Source organism: Amycolatopsis sp. BJA-103 (assembly GCF_002849735.1).
Taxonomy (GTDB): Bacteria; Actinomycetota; Actinomycetes; order Mycobacteriales; family Pseudonocardiaceae; genus Amycolatopsis.
Genome location: NZ_CP017780.1, coordinates 3833963 through 3851163, shown reverse-complemented (window position 1 = coordinate 3851163; position 17201 = coordinate 3833963). Strand labels below are relative to the sequence as shown.

The following is a 17201-nucleotide window of genomic DNA, read 5'->3' as shown; positions in this document are numbered from 1 at the left end:
GTTTCGCGGACCACCCCTGTTCCGGGATCAGGACTTGCGGTGCTTGCCGTCGTCGTCCGTGACCTCGAACTGCTCCTTGCGGACCTTGCCCGACACCGTCTGCTCTTCGGTGACCGTCTCGGTCTTGAGCCTCGCCCGCTCGACCGGGACGGTTTCCTTGGTCACCACCGGTTTCTCGGCGTGCAGGATGACTTCCTGCTCGTCCTCGGCGATCTCGGCGCGCTCGCCGCGCGCGTTCGTGATCGGTTCCCGTTCGATGCGCACCTCTTCGTGGCTGACCGGAACGGTGATCTGCTGCTCCTCGGTGACGACGTACTTGCGCAGCCGGACGTGGCCGGTCTCGACCTGCTCGGTGCCGACGTTCAGCCGCTCCTCGGACCGCGTCATGGTGTGCTCGGCGTCCCGGTTCTTCTTCCCGGCGTCCGCGTCCATCCCGGGCTTGCCGCGACCGGTGCCGGTGCCGCCCATGGCGCCCTTCCCGGCGCCCGCGGTGTCCATGCCGGGACGGCCCCGGCCCTGCGCCTTGTCGTCCATCCGGCCGTCCGGCGACGTCCGCGGCATCGGCAGCCCGTAGTGCTTGTACAGCTGCGCGCTCTCCTCCATGGACAGGTGGCCGTCGGCGTCGATACGGGGCGCGTCGGAGACGGCCTCCTTGTCGACGCGGACGTGCACGCCGTCCTTGTCGGCATGCGCGCCCGAGAGCGGGACGAAACTCTCCTTGGTGCCGAACAGGCCCGTTTTGACCGTGATCCACTCCGGCTGATGCGTCGCGTCGGCCAGGTAGACGTTGCCGACCTTTCCGAGCTTGTTGCCCGTCGGATCGACCACGGCACTGTCGATGAGTTCCTGCGGCTGCATGGTCTTCGCCATCGGTCCTGCTCCTCTCGAAAGATCTTGCTGAGGAGCCCACCGTCAGCCGGGCCGCTGATCACGGCAACCGTCGTGGTGTTCCTGTGGGTGACCCCGGAAAGTGGGGGTTTGAAGCCGCGCTCGCGGGCTAAGACCGGCGTGTCGTCGCTGGTGGAAGCGGGTGCCCGCGGGGTGACCGGCGGACCCGGGGTTGGTGCGAAGGTGTGGATCTCCTCACGGCGCCCGCCGAAAACCGGATGCGCGGGTCTCCGCGCCTGACCTACCCTCGTAATCGTGATGCAGCAACTGCTGTTCCTCTGAGGAACGACGCCTCCACCGGTACCGCGAGCCGCGGTACCGGAGTTCGTTCTTCCTGCTCATCACTTTCGCTGGAGGCAGTTCCTTCATGTCATCCCCTCTTTCTCCCGCGCCCTCGCGCGCCGCGCACGTCCGCCTGTCCGGTGTCCACCTCTCCTTCGGGGGACGGCCCGTGCTTTCCGGGGTCGACCTCGTCGTCGCCGCCGGTGAGCGGGTCGCCATCGTCGGTGAGAACGGCCGCGGCAAGACCACGCTCCTCCGGGTCCTCGCCGGTGACCTGCCCGCCGACCGCGGCGAGGTGCACCGCGCGGGTTCGGCCGGTGTCGCCGACCAGCAGATCCCGCTCGGCGCCACCGACACCGTCGGCGCGCTGATCGACCTCGAACTGGCGACCGTCCGCACCGCGCTGGCCCGCCTGGAGGCCGCCACCGGCGCGCTGGCCGATGGCCGTCCCGGCGCGGACGACGTCTTCGCCGCCGCTCTCGCGGAGGCCGAAGCCCTCGACGCGTGGGACGCCGACAGGCGTGTCGAAATGTCGCTGGCGGCCTTGAACGCCGTCGACGACCGTGACCGTCCACTCGGGACACTGTCGGTCGGGCAGCGCCACCGGGTGCGGCTGGCCTGCCTTCTCGGGGCCGGGCATCCCGTGCTGCTGCTCGACGAGCCGACGAACCACGTCGACGCCGCCGGGCTCGATCACCTCACCGAGCGTTTGCGCGCGTACCCGGGGGTGGTCGTCCTGGTCAGCCACGACCGGGCGTTGCTCGCGGACGTGGCCACCACGGTGATCGACCTCGATCCGTCGAGCGACGACCGGCCGCGGGTCTACGGCGGTGGCTACGCCGCCTACGTCGAGGCTCGCCGGGCCGAACGCGCTCGCTGGGAGGCTTCGCACGCCGAACAGATCGCCTAGCGGCAACGGCTGGCCGACGACCTGTCCGCGGCGAGGAACCGGCTGCGCGACAACTGGCGGCCGCCCAAGGGCACCGGCAGGCATGTCCGCGCCACCCGGGCGCCGGGACTGGTCCGGGCGGTGCACCGGCGGCAGGAGGAGCTGGCCGAGCACGTGGTGGCGATCCCGACGCCACCGGCCAGGTTCGCCATGCCCGAGCTGCCGTCGCGTCGTGGCGCGATCCTGCTCGGCGCCGCCGGGGTGACGGTGGCCGGGCGGCTCGCGCGTCCGGTCGACCTGGTGCTGGAAAGCGGCGACCGGCTGGTGGTCACCGGTCCCAACGGCGCGGGCAAGTCGACGCTCCTGGCCGTACTGGCCGGGGATCTGGAGCCGGGGACGGGCACGGTCACCCGCTCCCGGTCGGCACGGATCGGGCGGCTGGGGCAGGAGTCCGAGCTACCGGGCAGGCGTACGGCGATGGAGCTGTACGACGAACAGCTCGCCAGGGCCGGCGACCCGGGGCCAGGGCTGGGTGAGCTGGGCCTGCTCGCCGGATACGACCGGCACCGGCCGGTCGCCGAACTGTCCGTCGGCGCCCGGCGGCGGCTGGATCTGGCACTCGTGCTGGCCCGCCGTCCGCACGTGGTGCTGCTGGACGAGCCGACCAACCACCTGTCCGCCACGCTCGTCGACGAGCTGACCGCCGCGCTCGGGGCCACCCCGGCCGCGGTGGTGATCGCCACGCACGACAGGCAGTTGTCGCGCGATACGACGTCCTGGCCGAGGCTCGCTTTGTGAGCCGTCATCCGCGGTGGGCGATGGTGTAGCGCACGGTCTGCGCCAGCACCACGCTCCCGTCGGGCTCGCGCAGCGGTTCGAGCTCGGCGAGCACGGCCTGGCGCACGGCGTCGAGGCGGTCTTCCGGGATCAGTTCCCAGAACATCCGCTGGCCGTGCGACCAGGACCAGGTGATCCAGTGCCCGGGGTCGGCGAACTTCACCGGATAGACGCGTTCCACGGACGTGACACCGGTGAAGCCCGCCGACTCCACGGCCTGGCCGAAGCTCTCGACGGTGGCGAACGAACCGGCCCGGACGGCCATGGTCCACGCGAGTTCCGGCGTCACGAACGGTTTGAACACCTCGCGCACGGCCGCCCACCGGGGATCGTCGGCCCCGAACGTGGTCACGCCCAGCCGGCCGCCCGGCGCGAGCAGGCGATGCCACGATCGCAGGCCGGCGACCGGATCCGGCAGGAAGAACACCACGAACGACGCGAGGACCACGTCGAAGGCGGCGTCGTCGAGCGTCGGTTCTTGGGCGTCCATAAGGGAAACCGAGGCGTTGGCGAGGCCGCGGTCTTCGATGTCCTTCGCGGTGCGCTCGATCATCGCCGAGGAGAGGTCGATCCCCAGCACCGATCCGCCCGCGCCGACCCGCCCGGCCGCGGGGAACAGCACCGCGCCCCGTCCGCAGCCGACGTCCAGCACCCGCTCACCGGGAACGAGCCCGGCACGGTCGAGCAGTTCCCGGGCGAAGGCGCTGAAGAAGTCGACGCCGAGTGCGTCGTAGGTCTTCGCCGTCCGGTCGAACAGCAGCGCCATCGCCTGGCGGGTGTAAGCGCTCATGCGCAGGACGATGGCCCGGCGAAATAGGTGTTGTCAAAGGAAGACGCGGGATTTGTCACGGCGCTCCGGGCGGTGGTGACGCGAATTCGTTCCGGGGTATCAGTTCTCCGGCCTCAGTAGAAGGCGCGTGACACCTGCGAAAGCACGATGAGCCCGCAGATGACCAGGTTCTTGATCTTGTGATCCACGAGGATGGCCACGAATTCGCGGATGGTGGCGCTCGGCCAGAAATACCAGGCCGTCGGCGCCCCGATGACCTGGCCGTTCACTTTGGCGCGGCGCGCGATGAGGGCGGCGCGGAGCACGTGGAAGTTGTTCGTGACCACCGTGCACCGGTAGTCCGCCTTCCGCTCCCTCATGATTTCGGAGCTGAAGGTGAGATTTTCGAACGTCGTCCGAGACTGGTCCTCCAGCAGAATCCGCTCCCGCGGCACCCCGGCCTCGACCAGGTACTCGGCCATGGCGTGGGATTCCGGCAGGTCCTCGTCGGGCCCTTGCCCGCCCGAGGTGACCACCATCGGCTCCCGCCCACGGCGGGCCTCGGAGTCCACGACGCGTTTGGCCCGGTTCAGGCGGCTCCCCAGCAGCGGCGGTACCCGGTGGCCGTCCTGCAGTCCCGATCCCAGCACCACCACGAAGTCCACGCCTTTCTCGGTGCGGATGCGGCCGTAGACGATCGAGTACAGGAGGAAACAGACGAAGAGGAACGAAACGTAGACGACGATCCCGTTGAGGCTGCCGCGGAGGATGTCGAGCGGCTCCCAGGCCAGTTGCGTGACCGTCGCGTTGAACACGACCAGCGCGCAGATGCCGATCCCCGTCAGCAGTGACAGCACGTTGGCCAGCCTGCGGCCTTCGCGGCGGAGCATGGTGATCCCGTTGCAGATCAGGAAGACCGTCAACGCCAGAACCGTCGGGATGATCAGCAGGATCACGCCCACCGCGACGAAGCCCGCCGCTTCGGGTGATACCGAGGCGAGGAGCGCGATGAGGGTGATACCGAGGAACAGGAGCGCGAAGAAGAGGTAGAAGCCGTTCCGCAGCCGTCGCCGGTCGCGAAGGAAGCTCACCAGGAACGCCGCGCAGCACAGGGCCGCGATGGCGAAGGGGATTGCGGCGGCCCTCACGAGTTCTCCAGCCTTGGGACGATGCGGGCACTCGAGTGTCGGTACGCGGTGCGGCGGCATTGAATCACACCGGCGCGGTACCGATGGCGCCGCCGGTCGGCGTGTCGCCTTTCCTTACCCGGCAGTGGGAATCCGCCGCGAGCTGGCGGGTGGGTCGTTAGTGGTAAGGACGGTTAGTGCGGACCGGTATTTGCCTACTTACGTATGACCAGGGCGAAGGTGAAGTGCGGTAGTCGAGGGGTCACTCCGGTCTCGGAGCTCGATGACACCTGACCACTACGGGGTGGCGGCTCAGCGAGTGTCGGGTGTTGACGATGAAGGATATGGGACGTTGAGTGTCCCCGATCCTCCGTTGATCAAGACCGTGTCGCCCCGCAACCCCGCGGACGGCAGCCGAGTGGGGAAGATTTGGGACGTTCAACGTCCCAAATCTTCCCCACTCGCCCACATCGGCATCCAGAACAACCTCACCGAGCTGACATCAGGATCCAGTGGGCAGGCAAATACGGGTCCGCTAGAACCGTCCCTACCACTCACGAGCTCTCGCTCACCGCGCCCGTTGCACCGGCCGCTCGTCCCACACCGGTTCCGCGGTCTCCCGCACCCGCCCGTCGGTGCCGAACACGAGGAACCGGTCGAACGAGCGCGCGAACCACCGGTCGTGCGTCACCGACACCGTGGTGCCCTCGTACGCCTCGAGTGCCTGCTGCAGCGCCTCCGCCGAGGCGAGGTCGAGGTTGTCGGTCGGCTCGTCCAGCAGCAGGATGGTGGCGCCGCCGATCTCCAGCAGCAGGATCTGGAACCGTGCCTGCTGGCCGCCGGACAGCTTCTCGAACCGCTGGTCGCCCTGCCCGTCCAGTTCGTAGCGGCGCAGGATGTTCATCGCCGGTCCGCGGCTCCGCGCGTGCTCGGTCCAGAGGATGTCGACGAGCGTCCGTCCGAGCAGTTCGGGATGCGCGTGCGTCTGCGCGAAGTGGCCGGGGACGACGCGGGCGCCGAGTTTCCACAGTCCTTCGTGCGCGACGTCTTCGCCGGCCAGCAGCCGCAGGAAATGCGATTTGCCGGAGCCGTTCGAGCCGAGCACGGCGACCCGCTCGCCGTAGAAGATCTCCAGGTCGAAGGGTTTCATCAGGCCGCGGAGTTCGAGCCCTTCGCAGGTGACGGCCCGGACGCCGGTCCGCCCGCCGCGCAGGCGCATGGTGATCTTCTGTTCGCGCGGGGGAGCGGCGGGGGCGCCCGCCTCCTCGAACTTGCGCAGCCGGGTCTGGGCCGCGTGGTAGCGCGAGGCCATCTCGTCGCTGCGCGCGGCGTACTGACGCATGTCGGCGACGAGTTTCTTGAGCTGCGCGTGCTTTTCGTCCCAGCGACGGCGAAGCTCCTCGAAGCGTTCGAACCGCTCCGTGCGTGCCTGGTGGTAGGTGTCGAAGCCGCCGCCGTGCACCCAGACGTCGCCGCCCGACGGCCCCGGCTCGACGCTGATGATCTTCTTCGCCGCCCGTGCCAGCAGCTCCCGGTCGTGCGAAACGAAGAGCACGGTCTTCTGCGTCTCGCGCAGCCGTTGTTCGAGCCAGAGTTTGCCGGGGACGTCGAGGTAGTTGTCCGGTTCGTCGAGCAGGAGGACCCCGGAACCGCCGAGCAGCAGCGCCTCCAGGACCAGCCGCTTCTGTTCGCCGCCGGACAGGGTGCGCACCTCCCGCCAGCGTGCCTTCTCGTACGGCAGGTTGAGCGCCGCGGTCGTGCACTTGTCCCACATGACCTCGGCTTCGTAGCCGCGAGCGTCGCCCCAGTCGCCGAGCGCCTGGGCGTAGGCCATCTGGGCCGCTTCGTCGTCGCGTTCCATCATCGCGAGTTCGGCCTCGTCGACGGCGCGGGCGGCGTTGCGGAGCGAGTCCGGCGAGACCGAGACGAGCAGGTCCCGGACTGTTCGCTCGTCGCGCACCGAACCGACGAACTGGGGCATCACCCCGAGCCCACCGCTGATGGTCACCGAGCCGCCGTCGGGTTCGAGTTCGCCCGAGATCAGTCTCAGCAAGGTCGTCTTGCCCGCCCCGTTGGCGCCGACGAGCGCGCAGACGCTGCCCTCGCCGACCCGGAACGAGACGTCGCCGAGCAGCAGCCGCCCGTCGGGCAGGTAGTACTCGACGTGCGCGACCTCCACATGCCCCATTCCGACAGCCTGCCTTCGCCGAAGGTGATCACGCAACGCAATATCTCCGGTAAGGTCGGTGACGTGGAGCGAACCTACTTCGGCGTGCGGCTCAAGCTGATGCTTGCGTTGTTCCTGCCCGAGTTGTTCGTCGTGCTCCCGGTCGTCGGCGGGGTCAACCCGCTGAGCCTGGTCACCGCGCTGACGGCGTCGGTGGCGGTCGCCAATCCGCTCGGGCTGGCCGCCGCCCTGACAGCGTCCCTCGCCGTCATCCTGCTCGCGCTCGCGGCGCACTTCCGCCTGGAACCGTCGGCCGCCGCGATGCGGGTGCGAGCCATCAGCCTGCGCGAACGCGCGCAGTTGTACCTGAGCCTGCGCGATCCCGACGCGCGCGGCCGCGTCCGGCCACGGGCTCCGTCACGGGGCATCGTGACTGCCTGACTTCTCCTCGTTCGAAGGTGAGGCAGTCACTCCTGCCCCCGCACCTTCAAACGACGGAGTGACCCGGTCATGTTCGATGTCTTCCTGTACCCCGTTTCCGCCATTCTCTGGTTCTGGCACAAGGTTTTCGGCGCCGTTTCGAGTCCCGACTCGGGCGTCGCCTGGGTGCTGTCCATCGTGTTCCTCGTCTTCACCCTGCGTCTCGTGCTGGTCAAACCGGCACTCGGCGCGCTGCGCGCCGGTCGTCGCACGCAGGCTTTGGCCCCGCAGATGCGGAAGATCAAGGAGAAGTACGGCAAGGATCGCCAGCGGATGGCGAAGGAGATCCAAAAACTGCACGCCGACAACGGGTCCAGCCCGCTGGGCGGCTGCCTCCCGGCACTGATCCAGGTTCCGGTGTTCCTGTCGCTGTACTGGGTCCTGCGCGATTTCACCCCGGGTGCCGCGTCGAACCACGTCTTCGACCGCGCCGGGGTGGAGTCCTTCCTGAACGCGGATCTGTTCGGCGCGAAGCTCGGCAACTGGCTTTCGCAGCCGGCGGCGGAGCTGGCCGCGTTCGGCACGGACCACGTCCACATGATCGCGGTCGGCGTACCGCTGATGCTGATCGCGAGCCTGGCCACGTTCTTCTCGATGCGCTCGGGCCTCACCAGGCAGACCGCGACCGCCCCGGAGGCCGCGGGGATCGTCAAGACGATGATGTACCTGGCCCCGCTCGGGATGCTGGTCTCGGGCGCGTTCTTCCCGGTGCCGATCGGGGTGCTGCTGTACTTCCTGGCCACCAACGTGTGGACGCTGGGGCAGCAGCATTTCCTCACCAAGGTCGTCGACAGGGAAGAGGAGGCACGTTCTAGCCGCTGACGGCCGCCCGGCGTGCGGCGATCGAGTACTGCGCGGCCTTCCTCAGCCCGGGGAGGACGGTGTCGACGTGCTCGGCGAGCGCCTTGACCGCGCTCTTGTTCGCGCGTTTCTCCTTGGGGCCGAAGACCGTGTAGACGTCGCCCTCGGCGGACAGCATGGCCAGGACCGCGTCTTCGATCGCGACGGTGGCGGGGTCCTGGCCGCTCAGCACCACGTTCCGGACCCGCTCGCGGAGCTCTTGCGTTCGCTGCGGGTCCATCAAGGTGATGTCGCGAACCGTGAAGATGCCCATCGCCCGGCGCTTCTCGACGAAGAGCACGCCGGACGCGGCGAGCTGGTCGCGGACGGTGTCCTCCGCCTTGTGCCATTCGCGGTCGACGACGGTGAACCACCGGCGCGGCTTCTCGCCGGGAGCGTCCTCGAGCACCTCGGCCAGGAAGGGGTCTATCGGGGTGAGACCGGCCGCGGCCGTGCGCTCGGCCTTTCCGTCACGATCGGTGAGGAGACCGCCGATGATCAGCTCGGCCACCGCGGCCGCGCGCAGGAGCGCGCCCCGCACCAGGGCGCTGACGGGGTCGAGCCTGTTCTTTTCGCTGTCGTAGCCGAGCAGGTACATCCGCTGTGGCAGTGACTGGCTCATGTCGTCCTCTCGTCGGGACCGGTCCCGTCGGACAGCTTTACCCTCGGCCGGATGATGAGCCACCCGGCAGCGCGCTTTCGAGTGACCGCGGCCCTCGCCGTCTGCTGCCTGCTCGCGGGCTGCGGGCCGACCTCGCCCGAACCCGCTCCGGCCCCGGCATCGGCACCGCCGTCACCGTCGCCGTCTCCGGCTGGCCCGGATCCGGCGCTGGTCTCCTGGGCAGGAGGGTACTGCGGCGCGGTCAAGGAGATGCGGCTGATCGTCTACAGCCTGGCCAAGGGCTACGACATCAAGACCGAGGCCGACGTGCCGAAGGCGGAGGCTTCGCTGAAGAAGCTGGACACCGCGCTGGCCGCCGCGATCGGGGGACTCGAGAAGCTTCCGCAGGTCGCCGCGCCCGCACAGGAGGCCAACGCGCTCGCCTCCGGGGAGCTGGCCTTCTACCGGAAGCTGCGCGGGCAGGTGACCGAGAACCTCGCCCTGCTGCCGAAAGGTGGTGCCCGCTATGCCCAAGCGGCGCTCGACGTGAGCGGGATCGACCTGGTGTCGCACGTGCCCGCCGTCGAGACCGGCAAGGTGCCCGGGCTCGACCAGGCGATGAAGGCGAACGAGTCGTGCGGGCTTGTCGGCTAGATCACGCCGGAATCGGGTGAAGAACTGTTCGGTACCGGCGTGTCGGGCAAAGCCTGATCGGGAATCATCTCGCTCTGCCCGGGAACTGTTCCCGGGCGGGTGGGTGTTCCCGGCGCCGTCCGGCGCCGGGAACGCGTTCAGTGTTTCCGCAGGTGACGGCCCGTGAGCGACGCGGTGTCCTCGGCCAGTGCCGACGGCGTGCCCTCGAACACGACCGACCCGCCGTCGAAACCCGCGCCGGGCCCGATGTCGATGACGTGGTCGGCGTGCGCGATCACCCGTTGGTCGTGCTCGATCAAGACGAGCGTCGCGCCGTCGTCGACGAGTTCGTCGCAGAGGACGAGCAACCGGTCGACGTCGCTGCCGTGCAGCCCGGCGGTGGGCTCGTCGAGGATCAGGCGCAGGTCGTCCGCGGGACCCGCGTCGGCGAGGTGGCGGGCGAGGAGGAGCCGTTGCCTTTCGCCGCCGGACAAGGTGTCGAGGCTCTGGCCGATCGTCAGGTAGCCGAGTCCGACCCGGTCCAGCCAGCGTAACCGTTCCGCGATGGGGGACCGCTCGCCGAACAGCGCGGCGGCCTCCGCGGGGTTCATCGCCAGGACGTCGGCGATGGTCCGGTCGTGCAGGCGCGCGCCGAGCGCTTCCGGGTTGAACCGGGTGCCACCGCAGGCGTCGCAGCCGGTCTGGACGTCGTCGAGGAACGCCAGATCGGTGATGATGACACCCTTCCCCTTGCAGACGAGGCAGGCTCCGCGGCCGTTGGCGCTGAACCACGACGGATGTTTCCCGGTGGCCTTGCCGAAAGCGTCACGAACGGGTTCGGCGACGCCGAGCACCGTGGCGGGGGTGGACCGGATGCCGCCGCGCAGCGGAGCCTGGTCGACGACGACGAAACCGGGATGCTGGCGGGGGAGTTCGCCCGCGATCAAGGTGCTCTTGCCGGAACCGGCGACACCCGACACGACGGTCAGGACGCCGAGCGGCACGTCGACGGTGACGTCGCGCAGGTTGTGGCTGCGGGCGCGGGAGATCGTCACGGTCCCCTGGGCGGCGCGGGGCCGCTTCCGGAAGCGGAGCGGGGCACGGAGAACCCGGCCGGTTTCGGTCTCGGTCGTCGTGAGTTCGCGGGGAGTGCCTTCGAACTGGACGCGCCCGCCGCCGGCACCGCCGGTGGGTCCGAGCTCGATGACGTGGTCGGCGGCCGCGATGACCGCGGGATGGTGTTCGACGACGAGGATCGTGTTGTGCGCGTCGCGGAGTTTGGCCAGCAGTTCGAGGAGCCGGTGCACGTCATGGGGGTGAAGCCCGGTGCTGGGCTCGTCGAACACGTAGCAGACGTCGCTGAGCGCGCTGCCGAGATGGCGGACGATCTTGACGCGCTGCGCTTCGCCGCCGGACAGCGTCCTCGATTCCCGTGACAGGCTGAGATAGCCGAGCCCGACGGAATCCAGCGCGTCGAGGCGTTCCCGGATCGCCTGCCGCAGCGGCGCCACCGACGGATCGCGTACGGCCGCGACGACGTCGCGCAGATCGCCGACCGGCATCGCCGACCAGTCCGCGATGGACCGCCCGTCGATCAGGCTCTCGCGCGCTCCCTTGGCGAGACGGGTCCCGGCGCAGTCCGGGCAGACGCCGCGGGTGACGACCCCGGCGAGCCCTTCCTGTTCTTCCGCGGTGAGGCGTGACGGCGTCTTGCGCAGGTACGAGTCCCGGAGCCGCGGGACGATGCCGTCGAAGACGCCGTGCTTGGGATACTCGGAGCCGGGGTCGTCGAGGGAAAGCCCTTCGGCGTGCAGCAGGGTTTCGACCTTCGCCGACGGCAACCGTCCCAGCGGGACATCCGGGTCGACCAGTCCGGAATGGACGAGCCGTTTCCACCGGTAGGTCCCTGGGGCGAACGTCGGGAAGCGCACGGCGCCTTCGCGCAGGCTCCGCGAGCGGTCGAGCAGCCGGTCGAGGTCGATGTCGTCGACCATGCCGAGCCCTTCGCAGCGCGGGCACATCCCGCTGGGATCGTTGAACGAATAGGCGGGCGAGAACCCGGCTCCCGGCTCACCGAGGCGTGAGAACAGCAGGCGCAGCAGCGACGCGATGTCGCTCGCCGTGCCGACCGTGGACCGCGCGTTCCCGGTGAACCGCCGCTGATCCACGATCGTGGTGAAGATCAGCCCGTCGATCCGGTCGACGTCCGGCGGCGGATGCTGCGGGAGGCGGTTCCGGACGAAGGTGGGATAGGTCCCGGTGACCAGGCGCTCGGCTTCGGCCGCGATCGTGTCGAACGCCAGCGACGACTTCCCGGAACCCGATACGCCGGTGAACACCGTCAGCCGGTGCTTCGGGACCCGCACCGACACCTCGCGGAGGTTGTGCGTCCGGGCTCCCTCCACCGTGATCCAGCGGCCGCGGTCAGCTCGTACTTTCGCCATGAACCGAGGCTACGATGAGTTGTGGCCGGATTACGGCCACAACTATTCCGGCCGGGAGGCACCGTGACGGCACCACGAGAACGGATGCTGCGGCTGCTGTCGCTCCTGCAGTCCGGCCGCCAGTGGCCCGCCGCCGAACTCGCGACGGCCATGGAAGTCCCGCCCCGCACCCTCCGCCGCGACATCGACCACCTGCGGACCTTGGGCTATCCCGTGGAGAGCACCCGTGGCCCAGGAGGCAATTACCGCCTCGTCGCGGGCGCCGCGCTGCCGCCGCTCATGCTGGAACACGACGAGGCGATCGCCACCGTGCTCGGGCTGCGGCTCGCCGCGGCGGGCGGGACCGGCATCGACCTCACCGCCGAATCGGCGGACCGCGCCGCCGCGAAACTCCGGCGCGTCCTCCCGGCGGCCCTGCGGCGGCGCACCGACGCGATGCTCGCCGCGGTCGAGTTCGGGAGCGGTGACCAGCCGATGGTCACACCCGACGTCCTGAACGTCCTCGCCGCGGCGATCGCGGCTCGCCGGTGCCTCGAGTTCGCGTACACCGGGAAGGACGGCCCCTCGTCCCGGACGGTCGAGCCGATGCGTCTCGTCCAGCTCGGCAGGCGGTGGTACCTCTACGCCTGGGACCTCGGCCGGCGGGATTGGCGGAGCTTCCGGCTCGACCGGATCACCGCGCCGGAGACGACCGAGGTGGCGTTCGAGCCCCGCGCCCTCCCTGTCGACGACGTCGCGGGTCATCTCCAAGAACGCTTCCACAGCCCGAAATCACTCCGGATCACGCTGACCCTGCGGGTCGGCGCGAGCGAGGCCGCGGCCCGCCTGCACCGGATCGACGGGAGTTTCGAAGCCCTCGGCGACGACAGCTGCCGGTACGTCGCGTACGTCGATTCCTTCGAGTGGCTGGCCGTCGTCCTGACCCTCACCGACATCGACTTCACGGTGGAGGAGCCGGCGGAGTTCGGCGAGTACCTCGCGAGGACCGGGCAACGCCTGCTGCGGGGGAGCGGCTCGTGAGCGCCTTTCTGCGCTGCCGGATTCAGGCGTCGCCCGCGTCGGGCCACTGCTGCCCGCGGGTCCAGGAGTCCAGCACCATCAGGGTCTTCGTCCCCGTCACCTGGTGATGCCGCCGGATCTCGTCGATGGTGTGCTGCAGGTGGCCCATGTCCCGGACCCGCAGCCAGACGAGCGCGTCGGGATCGCCCGCGATGGTGAACACCGCCTGGGCTTCCGGCATCCGGGTGGTCGTCCGGACGATCTCGCCGACCTTGGTGGTCCCGGTGAACCGCAGCTCGGTGAACGCCTCGATGCCCCAGCCGAGTTTGGCGTGGTCGATCTGGACGGTGTAGCCGACGATGACACCGTTTTCCTGCATGCGGTCGATGCGGCGTTTGACCGCGGCGGTGGACAACGTGACGCGGGCCCCGATGTCGCCGAGGGTGCGCCGGGCGTCTTCCCGGAGCAGTTCGAGGATTTCGCGATCGGTCTCGTCGATGAGCTGGTCCGCCATGAGCCAGGATGGTACGCAGACGCAACAGATATCGGCTACCGGCGAAGGTGGGCCGGATATTTTGCGTGATCGAGGGCAATAGACTGCCGCTTGTTGCGGCGGCCCGCGCGGTCGGGTCTCCTGTCGTGACATCGCGTGGGGGTGCCGAAGGAGGCAGGTCTGGTGGAGCAGTTCACGTTGGAGGACCGGTATCTGCGGGAAGACGGCACCGTCTACCTCAGCGGGGTCCAGGCCCTGGTCAGGATGCTGTTCGACCGGGTGCGGCACGATCGCGCCGCCGGGGCGTCGCCCGCGGTGTTCGTCTCCGGCTACGAGGGGTCCCCGCTGGCCGGGTACGACCTCGAGCTCGGCCGCCGGTCGGTCCTGCTCGACAAGCACGACGTCGTGCACCGTCCGGGCCTGAACGAGGAAATCGCCGCGACGGCGGTCATGGGCAGTCAGCTCACCGCCTCGATCGGCTCTTCGCGCGGCGGGGTCACCGGGTTCTGGTACGGCAAGGCGCCCGGCCTGGACCGGGCGACGGACGCCCTGCGGCACGCCAACCTCGCGGGTACCGACCCGGCGGGCGGCGCGGTGGCGCTGGTCGGCGACGATCCGAACGCCAAGTCCTCCTCGGTGCCCTGCGCCTCCGAGCTCGCGCTGGCCGATCTGGCCATGCCGGTGTTCTACCCGTCCGACTCCCAGGACGTGCTGGACTTCGGGCTCCACGCCGTCGAGCTGTCCCGGGCGAGCGGGCTGTGGTCGTCGATGAAACTCGTGGCGAACGTGGCCGACGCCGCGAGCACCGCCCACGTCCGGCCACAGTGGACGGCTCCGGAGCTGGCGCTGCCCGCGTACCGGCACAAGCCCAGTTCCCGCCTGCTCGGCACCACGCTGATGGCGCTCGAACGCAGCCTCTACACCGAACGCCTGCCGCTGGCCGTCGAATACGTGCGGGCGAGCGGGATCAACCGGATCGTCCAGGAAGGACCCGCGGACCGCGTCGGCATCGTCACCGCCGGAAAGTCCTATTTGGACTTGATGCAGGCACTACGGCTGCTCGGCCTGGACGCCGACACGTTGTCTCGGCACGGGATCCGGATCCTCAAGCTCGGTGTCATCCATCCGCTCGAACCGTCGATCGTCCGCCGGTTCGCCGACGGCCTGACCGAGATCGTCGTGGTGGAGGAGAAGCGGTCCTTCGTCGAATCGGCGATCAAGGAGGTGCTCTACGGCACCGCCGGCGCGCCCGCCGTGTACGGCAAGACCGGCCCGGACGGCCGCACCCTGTGCACCGAACTCGGCGAACTCGATCCGGACGCGGTCGCCAGGGTCCTGGCCGGGCGCCTGACCGAGCATCACGAGATCCCGTCGGTGACCGCGTGGCGGGGGCGACGGCGCCGTGAGCGCATCTCGGTGCCGCTGCTGACCAGGACGCCGTACTTCTGTTCCGGCTGCCCGCACAACTCGTCGACGAAGGTGCCCGAAGGCACCGTGGTCGGTGGCGGCATCGGCTGTCACGCGATGGCGCTGTTCATGGAGCCGGAACAGGTCGGGGACGTCGTCGGCCTGACGCAGATGGGCGGCGAGGGCGCGCAGTGGCTCGGGATGGAGCCGTTCGTCGAGGCCTCGCATTTCGTGCAGAACATCGGCGACGGCACGTTCACCCATTCCGGCAGCCTCGCGGTGCGGGCCGCGGTGGCCGCCGGGGTGAACATCACCTACAAGATCCTCTACAACGCGACCGTCGCGATGACCGGCGGACAGGACGCCGTCGGCGGGCTCCCGGTGGAACGGCTGGCGTCGCTGCTCCTGGTCGAAGGTGTCGCCAAGGTGGTCGTCACCAGTGACGAGCCGAAGCGGTTCCGCGGCGTCCGCCTGCCCGACGGCGTGGAGGTCCGCTCCCGCGACGAACTGCTGAGCACGCAAGAGGAACTGGCCGCGGTGCCCGGGGTGACGGTGCTCATCCACGACCAGGAATGCGCCGCGGAGAAGCGCCGCAAACGCCGTCGCGGCAAGCTGGCCACCCCGGCCGCCAAGGTCGTGATCAACGAGCGGGTCTGCGAGGGATGCGGCGACTGCGGCGAGAAGTCGAACTGTCTGTCGGTGCAGCCCGTCAGCACCGAGTTCGGCCGCAAGACCGCGATCCACCAGTCTTCGTGCAATGTGGACTATTCATGCCTGGAAGGGGACTGCCCCTCGTTCATGACGGTGGTGCCCACCGGGAAGAAGCATCGTCGGCAGGCCGGGGAGATCACCGCGGCGGATCTGCCGGATCCCGAGACCGGGAGCCCCGACTTCTCCGTGCGGATCACCGGGGTCGGCGGGACCGGCGTGGTCACCGTCGCGCAGATCCTTGCCACCGCAGCGGTGATCGAGGGCAAGCAGGTCCGGACGCTGGACCAGACCGGGCTCGCGCAGAAGGGCGGCGCCGTCGTCTCGGATCTGAAGATCACCGCCGAGCCGACACCGCAGGCCCCGAAACTCGCGGCCGGGGAATGCGATCTCTACCTGGCCTGCGATGTTCTCGTCGGTGCCGACCCGGCACATCTGACGGTGGCGGACCCCGGCCGGACCACCGCCGTCGTCTCCACGACCGAGGTGCCGACCGGCCGGATGGTCGTCGACACCACCGTCTCCTTCCCGGACGCGGCGGCCGTGCGGGGCGCGATCGCGGAGAGCGCGGCGCGAACCGTGGTGCTCGACGCCAGGGCACTGGCTGAGACCCTGTTCGACGACGACCAATTCGCCAACATCCTCCAGCTCGGTGCGGCCCACCAGACCGGCGCCATCCCGCTGTCCGCGGCCAGCCTGGAACGCGCGATCGAACTCAACGGGGTCGCCGTCGCGGGCAACCTCCAGGCGTTCCGTCGCGGCAGGCAGCTCGTCGCGGATCCCGACGGCCTGCACGCGGCTGTCGCTCCTCCCGCCGTCGCCGCGACCCCGACGCCGTCCGAGGCCGCTCTCCGCGCCCGCGCGCTCGTGCACGCCGAGCCGGGTTCGGAACTTGCGCGCCTGCTGGACATCCGCGTCCCCGAACTCGTTCAGTACCAGGACGCCCGCTATGCCCGGGCGTACGCCGAGTTCGTCGAGCGGGTCCGGGTGCTGGAGGGGGACTCCACCACCGTCACCGAAGCGGTGGCGCGCAATCTGCACAAACTGATGGCCTACAAGGACGAGTACGAGGTCGCGCGGCTTTCGCTCGATCCCGCCGTGCTCGCGGGGATCGAGGCGGAATTCGGGGTGGGCAGCCGCTACGCCTACCGCCTGCACCCGCCCGTGCTCCGTGCGCTCGGGATGAAGCGGAAGATCGCGCTGGGCGCGGGTTTCCGTCCGTTGTTCGTCGCGCTGCGCGCCGGCCGGAAACTGCGCGGCACCCGGTGGGACCTGTTCGGCAGGGCACACGTCCGGAAGGTGGAGCGGGAGCTCGTCACGCAGTACCGGGAAACGATCCTCACCGCGTTCGGCACCGAGGGCGCCGATCGCGGCAGGCTCCTGGCCCTGGCCGAGTTGCCCGACCTGGTTCGCGGTTACGAGGACGTCAAACTGGCGAACGTCGAGGCCTACCAACGGGAACAGGCCGCGATTCTCGCCGATCTCGTCCCGGCGGACAAACTCGGCGTGAGCGGGTGACCTCGGCGCCTCGGTACCGGCGCCGTGGCCGCTTGAAGTACGTGATGGCCCCCTTCCTTGCGTCTAGCGCAAGGAAGGGGGCCATCACGTACTTGGGACAGGCGTGAGGGTCGAGTTTC

General features: G+C 69.6%; 12 protein-coding genes and 1 pseudogene. 6 read left to right on the top strand and 7 right to left on the bottom strand.

The features are described 5' to 3' along the window. Positions 1–27 precede the first annotated feature (27 nt). Positions 28–870: a DUF2382 domain-containing protein gene (locus BKN51_RS16675; RefSeq protein WP_101608534.1), complete on the bottom strand. Its 843-nt coding sequence runs from the start codon at positions 868–870 to the stop codon at positions 28–30. A gap of 385 nt (positions 871–1255) precedes the next feature. On the opposite strand from BKN51_RS16675, the pseudogene BKN51_RS16670 reads away from it, so the two are divergent. After that, positions 1256–2857: pseudogene (locus BKN51_RS16670) on the top strand (ABC-F family ATP-binding cassette domain-containing protein). Positions 2858–2861: 4 nt separating this feature from the next. Here the strand turns inward: BKN51_RS16670 and BKN51_RS16665 are convergent. The 3 genes from BKN51_RS16665 to BKN51_RS16655 all read right to left on the bottom strand — a co-directional run bounded on the left by BKN51_RS16665 (position 2862) and on the right by BKN51_RS16655 (position 6980). Further along, positions 2862–3686 carry a class I SAM-dependent methyltransferase gene (locus BKN51_RS16665; RefSeq protein WP_101608533.1) on the bottom strand — a complete coding sequence of 275 codons (825 nt, stop codon included), beginning with the start codon at positions 3684–3686 and terminating at the stop codon, positions 2862–2864. 113 nt (positions 3687–3799) lie between these two features. Further along, the gene (locus BKN51_RS16660) at positions 3800–4813 is read right to left on the bottom strand and encodes a YdcF family protein (RefSeq protein ID WP_101608532.1); all 1014 of its coding nucleotides are present in this window, start codon (positions 4811–4813) and stop codon (positions 3800–3802) included. A 547-nt stretch (positions 4814–5360) separates the two neighbouring features. After that, positions 5361–6980 carry an ABC-F family ATP-binding cassette domain-containing protein gene (locus BKN51_RS16655; protein WP_101608531.1) on the bottom strand — a complete coding sequence of 540 codons (1620 nt, stop codon included), beginning with the start codon at positions 6978–6980 and terminating at the stop codon, positions 5361–5363. 63 nt (positions 6981–7043) lie between these two features. Here BKN51_RS16655 and BKN51_RS16650 point away from each other — a divergent pair, with 63 nt between their 5' ends. Next, complete coding sequence (locus BKN51_RS16650; RefSeq protein WP_101613257.1) at positions 7044–7400, top strand: DUF6412 domain-containing protein; 357 nt, start codon at positions 7044–7046, stop codon at positions 7398–7400. A 69-nt stretch (positions 7401–7469) separates the two neighbouring features. Continuing rightward, positions 7470–8261 carry a membrane protein insertase YidC gene (gene yidC, locus BKN51_RS16645; RefSeq protein WP_101608530.1) on the top strand — a complete coding sequence of 264 codons (792 nt, stop codon included), beginning with the start codon at positions 7470–7472 and terminating at the stop codon, positions 8259–8261. On the opposite strand, the gene BKN51_RS16640 is transcribed toward yidC, so the two are convergent. Continuing rightward, positions 8251–8901: a GOLPH3/VPS74 family protein gene (locus BKN51_RS16640; protein WP_101608529.1), complete on the bottom strand. Its 651-nt coding sequence runs from the start codon at positions 8899–8901 to the stop codon at positions 8251–8253. The two genes, yidC and BKN51_RS16640, sit on opposite strands and share 11 nt — an antisense overlap. Before the next feature lie 51 nt (positions 8902–8952). Here BKN51_RS16640 and BKN51_RS43140 point away from each other — a divergent pair, with 51 nt between their 5' ends. Then, the gene (locus BKN51_RS43140) at positions 8953–9534 is read left to right on the top strand and encodes a hypothetical protein (protein WP_158255753.1); all 582 of its coding nucleotides are present in this window, start codon (positions 8953–8955) and stop codon (positions 9532–9534) included. 137 nt (positions 9535–9671) lie between these two features. Here the strand turns inward: BKN51_RS43140 and BKN51_RS16630 are convergent, their stop codons facing one another. Next, positions 9672–11957: an ATP-binding cassette domain-containing protein gene (locus BKN51_RS16630; RefSeq protein ID WP_233223123.1), complete on the bottom strand. Its 2286-nt coding sequence runs from the start codon at positions 11955–11957 to the stop codon at positions 9672–9674. Positions 11958–12020: 63 nt separating this feature from the next. Here BKN51_RS16630 and BKN51_RS16625 point away from each other — a divergent pair, with 63 nt between their 5' ends. Continuing rightward, positions 12021–12977 carry a helix-turn-helix transcriptional regulator gene (locus BKN51_RS16625; RefSeq protein ID WP_233223124.1) on the top strand — a complete coding sequence of 319 codons (957 nt, stop codon included), beginning with the start codon at positions 12021–12023 and terminating at the stop codon, positions 12975–12977. A 22-nt stretch (positions 12978–12999) separates the two neighbouring features. Here the strand turns inward: BKN51_RS16625 and BKN51_RS16620 are convergent, their stop codons facing one another. Then, positions 13000–13470 (bottom strand): Lrp/AsnC family transcriptional regulator, encoded by a 471-nt coding sequence (locus tag BKN51_RS16620; protein ID WP_101608525.1) that lies wholly within the window; start codon positions 13468–13470, stop codon positions 13000–13002. Positions 13471–13632: 162 nt separating this feature from the next. On the opposite strand from BKN51_RS16620, the gene BKN51_RS16615 reads away from it, so the two are divergent. Further along, positions 13633–17082, top strand: coding sequence for an indolepyruvate ferredoxin oxidoreductase family protein (locus BKN51_RS16615; RefSeq protein ID WP_101608524.1), 3450 nt, complete (start codon positions 13633–13635; stop codon positions 17080–17082). Positions 17083–17201: the final 119 nt, after the last annotated feature.